11 protein-coding genes and 1 pseudogene are annotated in these 13,981 nt (G+C 71.4%); 8 read left to right on the top strand and 4 right to left on the bottom strand.

The annotated features are described in order from the left end of the window. Window positions 1-345: 345 nt before the first annotated feature. Together AC5WS8_RS34195 and AC5WS8_RS34190 are read left to right on the top strand one after the other, a co-directional pair. Window positions 346-990, top strand: coding sequence for a TetR/AcrR family transcriptional regulator (locus tag AC5WS8_RS34195; protein WP_496107408.1), 645 nt, complete (start codon window positions 346-348; stop codon window positions 988-990). A gap of 170 nt (window positions 991-1,160) precedes the next feature. Then, window positions 1,161-2,696 (top strand): MFS transporter, encoded by a 1,536-nt coding sequence (locus AC5WS8_RS34190; protein ID WP_496107407.1) that lies wholly within the window; start codon window positions 1,161-1,163, stop codon window positions 2,694-2,696. Between the two features lie 150 nt (window positions 2,697-2,846). Here AC5WS8_RS34190 and AC5WS8_RS34185 read toward each other — a convergent pair whose 3' ends face one another. Further along, a complete protein-coding gene (locus AC5WS8_RS34185) occupies window positions 2,847-3,350 on the bottom strand; it encodes a MarR family winged helix-turn-helix transcriptional regulator (RefSeq protein ID WP_496107406.1) in 504 nt (167 codons plus the stop codon). Window positions 3,351-3,524: 174 nt separating this feature from the next. Here AC5WS8_RS34185 and AC5WS8_RS34180 point away from each other — a divergent pair, with 174 nt between their 5' ends. Next, on the top strand, window positions 3,525-4,292 hold the full coding sequence (locus AC5WS8_RS34180; RefSeq protein ID WP_496107433.1) for a dioxygenase family protein: 768 nt from the start codon (window positions 3,525-3,527) through the stop codon (window positions 4,290-4,292). Window positions 4,293-4,311: 19 nt separating this feature from the next. Here the strand turns inward: AC5WS8_RS34180 and AC5WS8_RS34175 are convergent, their stop codons facing one another. Next, window positions 4,312-4,830, bottom strand: a complete 519-nt coding sequence (locus tag AC5WS8_RS34175; protein ID WP_496107405.1) for a GNAT family N-acetyltransferase — start codon at window positions 4,828-4,830, stop codon at window positions 4,312-4,314. Window positions 4,831-5,001: 171 nt separating this feature from the next. Between AC5WS8_RS34175 and AC5WS8_RS34170 the strand changes: the two genes are divergently transcribed. Further along, complete coding sequence (locus AC5WS8_RS34170; protein WP_496107404.1) at window positions 5,002-6,003, top strand: sigma-70 family RNA polymerase sigma factor; 1,002 nt, start codon at window positions 5,002-5,004, stop codon at window positions 6,001-6,003. Window positions 6,004-6,396: 393 nt separating this feature from the next. On the opposite strand, the gene AC5WS8_RS34165 is transcribed toward AC5WS8_RS34170, so the two are convergent. Continuing rightward, window positions 6,397-7,359, bottom strand: a complete 963-nt coding sequence (locus AC5WS8_RS34165) for a helix-turn-helix transcriptional regulator (protein ID WP_496107403.1) — start codon at window positions 7,357-7,359, stop codon at window positions 6,397-6,399. Window positions 7,360-7,421: 62 nt separating this feature from the next. On the opposite strand from AC5WS8_RS34165, the gene AC5WS8_RS34160 reads away from it, so the two are divergent. From AC5WS8_RS34160 to AC5WS8_RS34145, 4 genes are all read left to right on the top strand, one after another. After that, window positions 7,422-8,987, top strand: a complete 1,566-nt coding sequence (locus AC5WS8_RS34160) for an MFS transporter (RefSeq protein WP_496107402.1) — start codon at window positions 7,422-7,424, stop codon at window positions 8,985-8,987. A 138-nt stretch (window positions 8,988-9,125) separates the two neighbouring features. Further along, on the top strand, window positions 9,126-9,887 hold the full coding sequence (locus AC5WS8_RS34155) for a DeoR/GlpR family DNA-binding transcription regulator (RefSeq protein WP_496107401.1): 762 nt from the start codon (window positions 9,126-9,128) through the stop codon (window positions 9,885-9,887). After that, complete coding sequence (pfkB, locus tag AC5WS8_RS34150) at window positions 9,884-10,837, top strand: 1-phosphofructokinase (protein WP_496107400.1); 954 nt, start codon at window positions 9,884-9,886, stop codon at window positions 10,835-10,837. Before AC5WS8_RS34155 ends, pfkB begins: the two co-directional genes overlap by 4 nt. Window positions 10,838-11,015: 178 nt before the next feature. Continuing rightward, window positions 11,016-13,094, top strand: coding sequence for a PTS fructose transporter subunit IIABC (locus AC5WS8_RS34145; protein WP_496107399.1), 2,079 nt, complete (start codon window positions 11,016-11,018; stop codon window positions 13,092-13,094). Window positions 13,095-13,179: 85 nt separating this feature from the next. Here the strand turns inward: AC5WS8_RS34145 and AC5WS8_RS34140 are convergent. Further along, window positions 13,180-13,836 (bottom strand): annotated as a pseudogene (locus AC5WS8_RS34140) (transposase); the annotation flags it as partial. Window positions 13,837-13,981 lie beyond the last annotated feature (145 nt).

Raw genomic sequence — 13,981 nt, 5'->3', positions numbered from 1 at the left:
CTCCACGGCAGCCGCGCCTTACCGGCTGCACCCTTGCGATCACCCTGTTCCGGGGGTGCGGGAGGCGCGCGCTGAGCGAGGCCGAACGAGGGGTGGGGGAGCGGGGGATGGGTGAGGGCGGGGGCGGGGAGGTGTGGAAGGAGGCGGGGGACGGGTGAGGGCGGGGCGGGAGGCGTGGGGGCCGGCGGGCGGGCCGCGACTCGGGCTGGATGTGACTCAGGTCACAGCACATTGCGCCGGGGCGGGGAAATAACCGGGGACCGATTCCCCGTTTAGACGTGTGTCCGAGCGAAACGGGGACTGACTCCCCGGATCGCGATCCACCCAGACCCCGAGGAGTACACCGTGCCGACCGCCACTCCCTTGCAGCGACGGGCGTCCCGGCCGCGGGCCGATGCCCTGCGCAACCGGGAGCGGATCGTCACCGCCGCCCAGGAGATGTTCGTCGAGTTCGGCCCCGACGTGCCGTTCGACGAGATCGCCCGCCGGGCCGGCGTCGGCAACGCCACGGTGTACCGCAACTTCCCCGACCGCGACGCACTCGTCCGCGAGGTCGTCTGCTCGGTCATGGACCGCACCTCCGAGGCCGCCGAACAGGCGCTCGCCGAGGAGACCGACCCCTTCGAGGCGCTGGAGCGATTCACACACGCCGCCGCCGACGAGCGGGTCAGCGCGCTGTGCCCGATGCTCTCCGGCACATTCGACAAGCACCACCCGGACCTGGAAGCCGCCCGTCGGCGCGTCGAGCGACTCATCGAGGAGCTCATGGACCGCGCCAGGGCGGCCGGCACCCTCCGCCCCGACGTGGGCGTCGGCGACCTGATGGTCGCCGTGGCCCAGCTCAGCCGGCCCCCGGCCGGCACCGTGTGCTTCAACGCCGACCGCTTCGTCCACCGCCATCTTCAGCTGTTCCTGGACGGACTGCGGGCTCCAGCCCGCTCGACCCTGCCGGGCACGGCCGTGACCGTGGAGGAGCTGCGCCAGTCCTGAGCCATCCGGAGCAGCCGGTACCGATCAGTTCCGCGCTCCGCGCAAGTCATCCCTCACAGCACAGCTTCCGGCCGTCAACGATGACGAGCCGTCACGTCCGACACCTTTTCCCTCTGCTTCCCTCTGCTTCCCTCTGCTTCTCTCTACGACGTCCCGGAGTGGGTACCCTCATGTCTGAAACAGCCTCAACGGCCCCTGGCGTCCCCGACGCCAACCGCTGGAGGGCGCTCGTCTTCATCGCGCTCGCCCAGCTGATGGTCGTCCTCGACGCGACCATCGTGAACATCGCCCTGCCCTCCGCCCAGCAGGACCTTGGCATCTCGGACGGCAACCGCCAGTGGGTCGTCACGGCCTACGCGCTCGCCTTCGGCGGGCTGCTGCTCTTCGGCGGCCGCATAGCCGACCTGTGGGGCCGCAAGCGTGCCTTCGTCATCGGTCTGACCGGCTTCGCCGCCGCCTCCGCGCTCGGCGGGGCGGCCACCACCGGCGCGATGATGTTCGGCGCCCGCGCCCTGCAGGGCGTCTTCGGCGCCATGCTCGCCCCCGCCGCGCTCTCCCTGCTCGCCGTGATGTTCACGGACGCCAAGGAGCGCGCCAAGGCCTTCGGCATCTACGGCGCGATCGCCGGCGGCGGCGGCGCCGTCGGCTTCATCCTCGGCGGCGTGCTCACCGAGTACCTGGACTGGCGCTGGACGTTCTTCGTGAACATCCCGTTCGCCGCGGTCGCCGCGCTGGGTGCGTACTTCGTCATCCGGGAGCCGGAGGGCGGCCGCAACCGCAACCCGCTCGACATCCCGGGTGTCCTGCTGTCCACCCTCGGTCTGGTCTCGCTGGTCTACGGCTTCACCCGTGCCGAGTCCGACGGCTGGGGCGACTCGACGACCGTCTCCCTGTTCGTCGCCTCGGCGGTACTGCTGGTCGCCTTCGTCGTCACCGAGGCGAAGACCAGGGCGCCGCTGCTCCCGCTGCGCGTGGTGACCGACCGGAACCGCGGCGGTGTGTATCTCTCGCTCGGCATCGCCATCATCGCGATGTTCGGCACCTTCCTCTTCCTGACCTACTACCTCCAGGTCGTCAAGGGGTACTCGCCGATCAAGACCGGCTTCGCGTTCCTGCCGATGATCGCGGGCATGATGACCGGCTCGACCCAGATCGGCACCCGTCTGATGACCCGGGTCCCGGCCCGGGCGCTGATGAGCCCCGGCTTCCTGGTCGCCGCGGCCGGCATGTTCCTGCTGACCCAGCTGGAGATCGGCTCGTCGTACGCCTCGACGGTCCTGCCCTCGATGGTGCTGCTCGGTCTCGGCATGGGTACGGCGTTCATGCCCGCCATGTCCCTGGCCACCCAGGGCGTCGAGCCCCGGGACGCCGGTGTCGCCTCCGCGATGGTCAACACCTCGCAGCAGGTGGGCGGCGCGATCGGCACGGCCCTGCTGAACACCATCGCCGCGTCCGCGACGACCTCGTACATCAAGGACCACATCGCCTCCGCCACCGCCCGGCCCCAGCAGCAGCTGGTCCAGCTGGAGGGCATGGTGCACGGCTACACCGCCGCGGTCTGGTTCGCCGTCGGCATCCTGGTCCTCGCCTCCGTGATCGCCCTGACCTTCGTGAACGCCGGCCGCCCGGGTACGGCGTCGGTCTCCGGCCAGGGCGCGGGCGAGGGCACCGAGGACGAGGTGCAGGTCCCGGTGGTCGCCCACTGAGGCGCCTGCACAGGGGTGTCCGCAGAGAACCGAGCCGGTACGTGCGGACGAGGAAGGGGACGTCTCGCCCGTACGCCTGAAGGGGTCCGCCCCGGCTCCGCCGATCCGGCGGGGCCGGGGCGGACCTGTCTCGGCGGAACTCGGCGGAGCTCAGCGGAGCCAGGGCAGGTCCGCCCCCGCGTCCTTGGGCTGGAGTCCCTCCGCGATGATCGACATCATCTCGCCGAGGGACCTCTGCTGTTCGGGGGTGAGCCGGTCGAACAGGGCCTGGCGCACGGCCGCCACGTGCCCCGGCGCGGTGCGCGCCAGCACCTCGTACCCGTCGTCCGTGAGGACCGCGAGCTGCCCCCGCTTGTCGGAGGGACAGTCCTCACGCCGGACCCAGCCGTTCTTCTCCAGGCGCGCGACGGCGTGCGAGAGCCGGGAGCGAGTGATCTTCGCCCGCATGGCCAGCTCGGTCATCCGCAGCCTCCGCCGCGGCGCCTCGGCCAGCTGGACGAGCAGCCCGTAGTAGACGTGCGGCATGCCCGCGTCGCGCTGCAGCTGGCGGTCGAGGTGGTCCTCGAGAAGGGTGACTGCGTGCATGTACGCACGCCAGATGTGCTGCTCCTCGTCGGTGAGCCAGCGGGTGTCATCAGCGGGTGCCGTCTTCATGTACACCACTGTACGAGCCGTCTTCTTGAACTTTAAACAAGTGAGGCGTAATCTCGTCGATGAGTGCTTGAGTTTTCAAGTACACAGTGCTTCAGGGGTGCGTCGCACCGTTGCCGTATGAAGGGAGCCGCCGCCATGTCCGCCGCGATCGAGGAGCGCACCGCGCCCCGGCGTATGCCCGCCCTCTACCTGAGCCATGGTGCGCCGCCGCTGGCCGACGACCCGGTCTGGCCCGGCCAGCTCGCCGCCTGGTCCGCCGACCTGCCGTGCCCCAAGGCGATCCTGATGGTCTCCGCCCACTGGGAGGAGGCCCCGCTCGCCCTCGGCGCCATGCGCACCGTCCCGCTGGTCTACGATTTCTGGGGCTTCCCCGAGCACTACTACCGGGTGCGGTACGAGGCCCCTGGCGCCCCGCGGCTCGCCGATGCCGTCCGCAAGCTGCTGCGCGCTCCCGGTACCCCCGTCCAGGACATCCCGGACCGCGGCCTGGACCACGGCGCGTACGTCCCGCTCGTCGAGATGTTCCCCGAGGCCGACATCCCGGTCCTGCAGATCTCCATGCCGACCCTGGACCCGGTGAAGCTGATGGAGATCGGCCGCAAGCTGGCCCCGCTGCGCGACGAGGGCGTCCTGATCGTCGGCTCGGGCTTCTTCACCCACAACCTGGCCGCCCTGCGGCACACGGGCGGCGGAGTGCCCACCTGGTCCTCGGAGTTCGACGACTGGGGCCGCCGCGCCCTGGCGGCCCGCGACTGGGACGCCCTGCTGGACTTCCTGGACAAGGCCCCGGCCGGCCGGTACGCCCACCCGCGCACCGAGCACTTCGCCCCGCTGTTCGTGACCATGGGCGCGGCGGAGGCCGGTGGTGAGCTCGACGCCCAGAAGTCCGTGATCGACGGCTTCTGGATGGGAATGGCGAAGCGGTCGGTGCAGTTCGGCTGAGCCGACCCGCGGCCGGGGGCTACAGCTCCTTCTCGTACCAGGCCACGTCCCAGTACCGGCCGAACTTGCGGCCCACCTCCCGGTAGGTGCCGACGTGGCGGAAGCCGAAGCGTTCGTGCAGGCGGACGGAGGAGTCGTTGGGCTGGGCGATGCCCGCGTAGGCCCGGTGCACGTCCTCGCCGGCGAGGGCCTCGAAGAGCGCCTTGTACAGGTGGGTGCCGAGACCGCGGCCCGTCGCGTGGGGCGCGAGGTAGATCGTGACCTCCACGGAGGTCGCGTACGCCGGCTTCGGACGGAAGGCGCTCGAGGTCGCGTAACCCAGGACTTCCTGTGTGTCCGCGTCCGTGGCAACCATCAGCCGGTGCGGTCCGTCTTCAGGGTGGGAGAGCAGCCAGGGGTGTCGCTCCTGCGTGGTGAAGACCGCGGTGTCGAAGGTGATGGGCGTCTCGCGCACGTAGTGGTTGTAGATGTCGGTGAGGGCTTCGAGGTCACCCTCGACTCCCGGCCTGACGCGTACCTCGGCACGCTCTGAAGTCATCTGGCCTCCCTGCGTGGTCGGACAGGGTACTGCATGATCAGAAAAAATGAGGGGCGGGTTGGGAATTCTGTCCGGATTCCAGTCGTTGTTTCCTTCGGATGCCGGGCACCCGGAAGGGTGGCCGAATCGTTACCAGACCATCCGCTAGCCCACCATCGCAAGGGAGCACGCATGGCAACCCGTGCCGTCGCCCGTCGCCAGGCCGCCGAGGGCGAAACCATCGACGCCGCGGCAAGCAGTGTTCGCGCCCAGGGCGGAGACATCGCCGACCGTGACCTGGTCGGCATGTACCTCGACGAGATCGCGCGTACGCCCCTGCTCGACGCCGCCAAGGAAGTCGAGCTCTCCCAGATCATCGAGGCGGGCGTGTTCGCACGGCAGATCCTCGACGGCGAGGAGGAGGCCAAGGCGGATGCCACCCGTGAGGAGCTCCAGGCCCTGATCGACGACGGGGAGCGGGCCAAGGACGTCTTCATCCGCTCCAACCTCCGTCTGGTCGTCGCCGTCGCGCGCCGCTACCCGCGCAGCGGCCTGCCGCTGCTCGACCTGATCCAGGAGGGGAACGCGGGCCTGGTACGCGCCGTCGAGAAGTTCGACTACCGCAAGGGCTTCAAGTTCTCCACCTACGCCACCTGGTGGATCCGCCAGGCCATCACGCGGTCGATAGCCGACCAGTCGCGCACCATCCGGCTGCCCGTCCACCTGGTCGAGGAGCTCGGCCGTATCCGGCGCGTCCAGCGCGAGTTCAACCGCGAGAACGGCCGGGACCCCGAGCCCGCCGAGATCGCGGGCGAGCTGGACTCCACGGCGGAGCGCATCAGCGACGTCCTCGACTGGGCCCGTGACCCGGTCTCGCTGAACATGTCGGTGGACGACGAGGGCGAGACCCAGTTCGGCGACCTGCTCGAGGACACCTCGGCGGTGTCGCCGGAGCAGTCGGTGCTCACGCTGCTGCGCAGCGAGGAGCTGGACGACCTGATCGGCCGGCTCGACGACCGCACGGCCTCGATCATCAAGATGCGGTACGGCATCGAGGACGGCAGGGAGCGCACGCTGACGGAGGTCGGCAAGGAGCACGGCCTGACCCGCGAGCGCATCCGCCAGATCGAGAAGCACGCCCTGCTGGAGCTGAAGAAGCTGGCCCGCCAGACCGGCTTCGACGCGGCTGCGTAAGGGCCGTGGGGGCCCGCATCGAACACGCGGGTCCCGGGCGCAGGACGGATGCCCCGCAAGCGGTTGCCCGGCATCGAACACGCGGGTCCGGGCACAAGACCTCCGGGTCCCGCGACCGCACGGTCACGGTCCCCGCGTCCACGGAGCCGCGTCCCGACGCACTCCCCCCGGTGTCGGGACTCCTCCCCGGGCCGGGCCCCGGCGCCACTCCCCCTGGCGCCGGGCCCCGGCTTTTCGTCCGGCCGGATGTCACGGCAGGGGCATGTCAACGGGTCGCCCCGGACCTGAACCCCGGGGCGGCCCGATTGGCAGATTCTGCCACAGCGGCACAAGGCCACCCACTTCACCGGGGCCCACCGGTGGACCGGGGCCGTCCCGATGCCTCCGCCGCCCTCACCCCGCCGCCCGGCTCAGCCGCGCCCCCAGGTCCCGTACCGAGGCGACGAGGTCGGCCGGGCGGTGCACCGTGAACTCGCAGTCGACCAGCGCGAGCCGTACCGCCAGCCACTCCACCGAGTCGCTCGACGTCCCCCGCAGCCGGCAGCTGTGCTCGTCCAGCGGCTCCGGCGTGCCGATCCATCCGGGTACGCGGGCCGCGACGAAGTCGACGGGGGCGGCGAAGGTCGCCTCGAACTCGTAGGTCTCCTGCCGCCCGTACACCGACTGCCGCAGATACTCCGCCGCGCTCCCCGCCGGCAGCTCCCGCGGCGTGAACCGGGCGCCCGTCGCGAACGGCTCGGCGACCCGGTCGACGCGGAACGTCCGCCAGTCCTCGCGCTGAAGGTCATGGGCGACCAGGTACCAGCGGCGTCCCGTCGACACCAGCCGGTACGGTTCCGCCAGGCGCCGCGACAACGTGCCGTCCCCGGAGCGGTACACGAACCGCAGCCGCTCCCGGCCCGCGATCGCCGAGGCGATGACGGTCAGTGTCTCCGGCGCGATGCTCGCCCCGTCCCCGCTGGTCAGAGGTGTGGTGGCGGCCTGCAGCGTGGCGACGCGGTGGCGCAGCCGACTCGGCAGCACCTGTTCGAGCTTGGCCAGCGCCCGTACGGACGCCTCCTCCACGCCCTCGACCGCGTGCCCGGCGCCCGCGCGCAGCCCGACGGCGATGGCCACGGCCTCCTCGTCATCGAGGACCAGCGGCGGCATGGCCGTCCCGGCGACCAGCCGGTACCCGCCGTCGGCCCCCTTGGTCGCCTGTACCGGGTAGCCCAGCTCGCGCAGCCGGTCGATGTCCCGCCGGACGGTGCGCCGCGACACCCCGAGCCGGTCGGCCAGCTCGCCGCCGGGCCACTCGCGCGGGGTCTGGAGCAGGGAGAGCAACTGCAGGATCCGGGCCGGAGCGTCCGTCGTCATGGGATCGAGGATGCCGCGGAAATAGGACGGGATCCGGCCTAATGGCCCCCTAGCCTCGGGGCATGACCTCCCCGGAGAACACCCTCGGCTCTGCCACGCCGGTCGCGGGCGTGAGCGGCGACCGCCGTCGCTGGTTCGCGCTCGCGATCGTGATGACCGCGGCCTTCATGGACCTCGTCGACGTCACGATCGTCAACATCGCCATCCCCTCCATCCAGCGGGACGCGGGCGCTTCCTTCAGCCAGATCCAGTGGATCACCGCCGGATACGCGCTCGCCTTCGCCGCCGGACTCATCACCGGCGGCCGCCTGGGCGACATCCACGGCCGCAAACGGCTCTTCCTGATCGGCATCGGCGGCTTCACGCTCGCCTCGGCGCTGTGCGGCTTCGCCGCGAACCCGGAGATGCTCGTCGCCTCCCGCATCCTGCAGGGCGCGATGGCCGCGATGATGGTGCCGCAGGTGCTGTCGATCGTGCACGCCACCTTCCCGGCGCACGAGCGGGGCAAGGTCTTCGGCCTGTTCGGCGCGATCGTGGGGCTGGGTGCCGTCTCCGGGCCGCTGCTCGGAGCGCTGCTGACCGAGTGGAACCTGTTCGGGCTTCAGTGGCGGCCCATCTTCCTGATCAACCTGCCGGTCGGCGTCGCCGCGTACCTCCTGGGCCGGCGTTTCATCACCGAGTCCAGGGCTCCGCGGGCCCTGCGCCTCGACCTCGTCGGCGTCGCCCTCGTCACGCTGGGCCTGCTGATGCTGCTCTACCCGCTCACCCGCGGCCGGGAGCTGGGCTGGCCGCTGTGGGGGTATGCGTCGATGGCGGGCGCCCTCGTCGTCTTCGGGGCGCTGGTGGCGTACGAGAGGCGGAAGGCCGCGCGCGACGGTTCCCCGCTGGTCGAGCTGTCCCTGTTCCGGGTGAAGAGCTTCGCGGCGGGTATCGCGGTGCAGACGGTGCTCGGGGTCGGGCTCGGCATCTTCTTCCTGGTCTGGACGCTGTACATGCAGGTCGGTCTCGGCTGGAGCGCGCTGCGGGCGGGACTGACGGGCGTGCCGTTCTCGGTCGCGGTCTCCATGGCGGCCGGGATGTCGGTGCAGAAGCTGGTCCCGCGCTTCGGCCGCAGGGTGCTGCAGGCGGGCGCGCTGGTGCTGGCGGTGGGCGTGCTCCTCTACGTGGCGGAGGCCCACCGGTACGGCCAGTCGATCGCCTCCTGGCAGATGGCGCTGCCGCTGGTGGTCATGGGGGCGGGTATGGGGCTGGTCGTCGCCCCGCTGACGGACGCCATCCTGTCCGAGGTGCCCCGCGAGCACGCCGGTTCGGCGTCCGGCCTGATCAACACCGTCCAGCAGATGGGCAACGCGCTGGGACTCGGGCTCGTGTCGGTGGTCTTCTTCGGCGAGATCGACGACCGGCTGTCCCCTGCCCAGGTGGGCCCGGCCTTCGTCCACGCCTTCCAGCACGCCCTCGGCTGGGTGGCGGCGGTGATGCTGGTGATCTTCCTGCTGATGTTCGCCCTGCCCAAGCGGCCGGCACAGCACGTGGAGGGTGCGGAGCTCCCCGGGAGCGGCACCGGGAACGGCGCGGGCGATCAGCTGCTTTCCGCGGACGAGGTACGACCGGCCGGGGCGACCCGGTAGCCGAACCGGGGCGCCGCTCAGCCTCACCGATGCCCGGTCGTGTCCGTTCCGTAGCTCCAAGCTGTTTACTTTCCGGACATTCGGACGTAGTCTGCGACTGAAACCACACGTTCGGGCATGAGGCGGGGGTAATCGGGCATGTACGCTCCGGAGCGGCAGCAGGAGATCCTGCGGCTCGCCCGTGACGGCGGCCGGGTCGATGTCGTCTCGCTGGCCGAGGAGTTCCAGGTCACGGCCGAGACGATCCGCCGCGACCTCAAGGCCCTCGACCGCGCGGGCCTGCTACGCCGGGTGCACGGCGGCGCCATCCCCGCCGGGCGCCTGGACTTCGAGCCGGATCTCGCCGAGCGGGAGTCCACGGCGGCCGACGAGAAGGACCGGATCGCCAAGGCGGCCCTCGCGGAGCTGCCGAGCGAGGGCACGATGATCCTCGACGCCGGTTCGACGGTCGCCCGGCTGGCGGGGGCGATCCCGCTGGACGCGCGGCTCACCGTCGTCACCCACAGCCTGCCCACCGCCGCGCGCCTCGCGGACCACCCCGGCATCCAGCTCCATCTGGTCGGCGGGCGCGTCCGGCACCGTACGCGTGCCGCCGTGGACGCCTGGGCGCTGCGCGCCTACGCGGAGATACGCGCCGACGTCCTGTTCGTCGCCGCCAACGGCTTCTCCGCCGACCACGGACTGACCACGCCCGACCTCGCCGAGGCCGCCGTCAAGCGGGCGGCGATCCGCGCCGCGCGCCGGGTGGTGCTGCTCGCCGACTCCTCCAAGCACGGCCAGGAGCACTTCGCCCGGTTCGGCGACCTCGGCGATGTGGACCTGCTGATCACCGACAGCGGGTTGAGCCCCGAGGACGCCACCGCCATCGAGCGCGGCGGCACGGAAGTAGTACGCGCATGATTCTCACGGTCACCCCGAACCCTTCCCTCGACCGCACCTACGAGGTCCGCTCCCTGGATCGCGGCGAGGTCATCCGGGCCACCGGCGAACAGGTGGATCCGGGCGGCAAGGGCGTGAACGTCTCACGCGCGGCCGCGGCGGCCGGACAGCGCACGGTGGCCGTCCTGCCGCTCGGCGGTGCGCCGGGCGCACTCGTCGCCGACCTGCTGCACACCCAGGGCATCGACGTCGCACCGGTCCCGATCGCCGGAGCCACCCGCTCCAACATCGCGGTGGCCGAACCCGACGGCACCCTCACCAAGATCAACGCACCAGGGCCGGAGCTGTCCCCCGCCGAGGCCGAACTCCTCCTGGAGACGGTCCGCGCGCAGTACCGGGCGAACGACACCACCTGGATCACCTGCTGCGGCAGCCTCCCGCGCGGCCTGGCCCCGTCCTGGTACGCCGACCTGGTCGCCCGTGCCCACGCCGCGGGCGCCCGGATCGCGCTCGACACCTCCGGCCCCGCGCTGCTCGCGGCCCTCCGCGAGCACCCGGACGTGGTGAAGCCGAACGCCGAGGAACTCGCGGAGGCCGTCGGGCGCCCCCTCGCCACCGTGGGCGACGCGGCCAAGGCGGCCGAGGAACTGCGTGCGATGGGCGCGGGTGCCGTGCTGGCGAGCCTCGGCGCGGCCGGTCAGCTGCTCGTGGACGCCGCCGGCACATGGTTCGGCAGCGCCCGCGTCGATGCCGTACGCTCCGACGTCGGAGCCGGTGACTCCTCCCTCGCCGGATTCCTGATCGCGGGCGGCAGCGGCCCGGAGGCCCTGGCCTCGGCCGTCGCCCATGGCGCCGCGGCGGTGCAGCTGCCCGGCAGTGTGATGCCGACCCCCGCCGACCTCGACCTCTCCGCTGTGACCGTCATGTCGGAGGTACCCGTGGACCGCGCGCTGACGGAGCCCGGCTCATGAGCGCACACCCGAACCGGCAGAAGGCGACCGATTCCGCCGCGGCCGCCGGGAAGCGGGGTTTCCCCGGCCCAGAAGCCGCTCAAGCCGCTCCCTGTCTGCCTGGAGCACCTCACCTCACCCCCGTCCCCACCCGCGCCCACGACAACCCCCGGGCGATATGCGCGCGAAGGAGCCCGCGATGAGCGAGATGATCACCGCGGACCTGGTCGACCTCGACCTGTCCGCCGACACCAAGGAAGCGGCGGCCCGTGCCCTCGCCCGGCGAATGGTGGCCCAGGGCCGGGTGACGGACCTGGAGGGCTACCTGGCCGACGTGGCGGCCCGCGAGGCACAGATGCCGACCGGCCTCGACGGCGGCATCGGCATCCCGCACTGTCGCAGCGAGCACGTCACCGAGCCGACCCTCGCCTTCGGGCGCAGCGCCCGGGGCATCGACTTCGGTGCCGCGGACGGCCCTGCCGACCTGGTCTTCCTGATCGCCGCCCCGGCGGGCGCGGACGACGCGCACCTGACCATCCTGTCCTCGCTGGCCCGTCAGCTGATGAACACCGAGTTCACGTCCGCGCTGCGGTCCGTGAAGGACGCGGCGGCCGCGGCCGCCCTCATCCGCGGCGACGAGGCCCCGGCGGCGGACCGGGCCGCGGCGGCGGACCGGGCCCCGGCGGCGGACGAGGCCCCGGCGGCGGACGAGGCCCCCGCGGCGGCCGGGGAGCCCGCTTCCGGGGCCTCTGCCGAGGCGGCCGACGAGGCGGCGGCCGAGCGCCCGTTCCGTGTCGTCGCCGTCACCTCCTGCCCGACCGGTATCGCACACACGTACATGGCCGCCGAGTCGCTGGAGACCGCGGGCCGCGAGGCGGGGGTCGAACTCGTCGTCGAGACGCAGGGCTCGGCCGGCTTCACCCGGCTCGACCCGGCCGTCATCGCGGCGGCGGACGCCGTGATCTTCGCCCATGACGTGCCCGTGCGCGAGAAGGACCGCTTCGCCGGCAAGCCGACCGTCGATGTCGGCGTGAAGGCGGGCATCAACCGGCCCGCCGAGCTGATCGCCGAGGTGCGCGCGAAGGCGGCACGCGGTGAGGTGACGTCCGGTTCCGCGCCGACTCCGGTGGAGCGGACCGGTGACTCGAGTGAGGGGTACGGCACCAAGCTCCGCAAGTGGCTGATGTCCGGCGTGAGCTACATGGTCCCGTTCGTCGCCGCGGGCGGTCTGCTGATCGCCCTCGGCTTCGCGATCGGCGGCTACAAGATAAACAAGGCGCCGTCGGTCATGGACCACTTCGTGTGGACCCAGGGTGACAGCTGGGCCGCGCTGCTCTTCCAGATCGGTGCCGTGTCCTTCGGCTTCCTCGTCCCGGTCCTGGCCGGCTACATCGCCTACGGCATGGCGGACCGCCCCGGTCTGGTGCCCGGCTTCGTCGGCGGCTCGATCGCCCTCACCATCAACGCCGGCTTCCTCGGCGGCCTGGTGGCCGGTCTCCTCGCCGGCGGCGTGGTGATGGCGATCCAGAGGATCGACATCCCTCAGGCGCTGCGCGGCATCATGCCGGTGGTGGTGATACCGCTCATCTCCTCGGCGATCGTCGGATTCCTGATGTTCGTCGTCATCGGCAAGCCCATCGCCGCCGCGCAGAAGGGCCTCACCGGCTGGCTGAACGGCCTGTCCGGCACCAACGCCATCGTGCTCGGCGCGCTGCTCGGCCTGATGATGTGCTTCGACCTCGGCGGTCCGGTCAACAAGGTCGCGTACACCTTCGCCACCGCCGGTATCGCGGTCTCCAACCCGAGCGACTCCGCGATGAAGATCATGGCCGCGGTGATGGCCGCCGGTATGGTCCCGCCCCTGGCGATGGCGCTGGCCACTACTCTGCGGGGCAAGCTCTTCACGCAGGCCGAGCGCGAGAACGGCAAGGCCGCCTGGGTGCTCGGCGCCTCCTTCATCTCCGAGGGCGCCATCCCGTTCGCGGCGGCCGACCCGCTGCGCGTCATCCCCTCCTCCATGATCGGCGGTGCGATCACCGGCGGTCTGTCGATGGGCTTCGGCGCCACGCTGCGCGCCCCGCACGGCGGCATCTTCGTGGTCCCGCTGATCGGCAACCCGTTCCTCTACCTGATCGCCCTCGTGGCCGGTGTCTGTGTCTCCACGGCCCTGGTGGTGATCCTGAAGGGCATGCGCAAGCAGAGCTCCGAGGGCTCCGCCAAGGAGGCCGCGGGAGCGTCGGCACCGGCCCGTGACTCCAAGCAGCCCGTCGCCGCCTGAGCTTAAGCTCAGAGGTCGTTTTCTCTCGATGTTTCATCCCGGAATGAGTGTTTGATCCCCCAGATGTTGGGTCGCGCGAGGAGAGGGTGGCTTCACCGGTGACGCGGTGGGCCATCAGATCGGTCATGACGAGGGGGATCATGGTTTCGGAGCGGGCTGGGAGGGTCTCGTAGGCGCGGGCCAGGCGGCGGTGGAACATCAGCCACCCGTAGGTGCGCTCCACGGTCCAGCGCTTGGGCAGCGGGGTGAACCCCCCTGGCCCCGGGGTGCGTTGGACGATTTCCATGTCGATGCCGAGGGCGGCGGCGTGCTCGACGAGGTGCCGGCGGTGGCCGCCGTCCACTTTGCGGATCGAGGGATGGGCGGCAGCAACCTGGTCGATTCTTCACGCTCTGCGCTCGATCACGCACGCGGACGGCTCCGCGTGCTTGCCCTCCTGCTGCCGTGACAGCCTGCGCAGCACGCCGGTGAGCTGGGCGAAGACACCGTCCTTCTGCCACTTGGCGAAGCAGCCGTACACCGTCTCCCAGGGCGGAAAATCGTGCGGCAGGTAGCGCCACTGCACCCCGGTGCGGTCCACGTGCAAGATCGCATTCATGACTTCGCGCAGGTCGTGCTCGGGCGGGCAGCCGATGTTCAGCGCATACCTGCGCCGCTCGGCCTGCCAGGCACTCCGGACCGGCTCGACCAACTCCCAGCGGGCATCTGACAGATCACTCGGATACGCACGACGTTCGCCCATGGCCTGGACGTACCGCGGGGAACGGCTGAGGCTGGGAGCCCGGCCCGGGGCGGAATTCTGTGATCGCCGCTCTCGACGCGGCAGCCAGCGACCCCGGCCACGTCGGCGCCCTGTCCTACAACCCGCTCCGGTGTGGAGCCATGCG

The organism is Streptomyces sp. PTL18, from assembly GCF_059510295.1.
The sequence above is the reverse complement of the archived record's forward strand: the minus strand, read 5'-3'. Positions and strand labels throughout refer to the sequence as shown.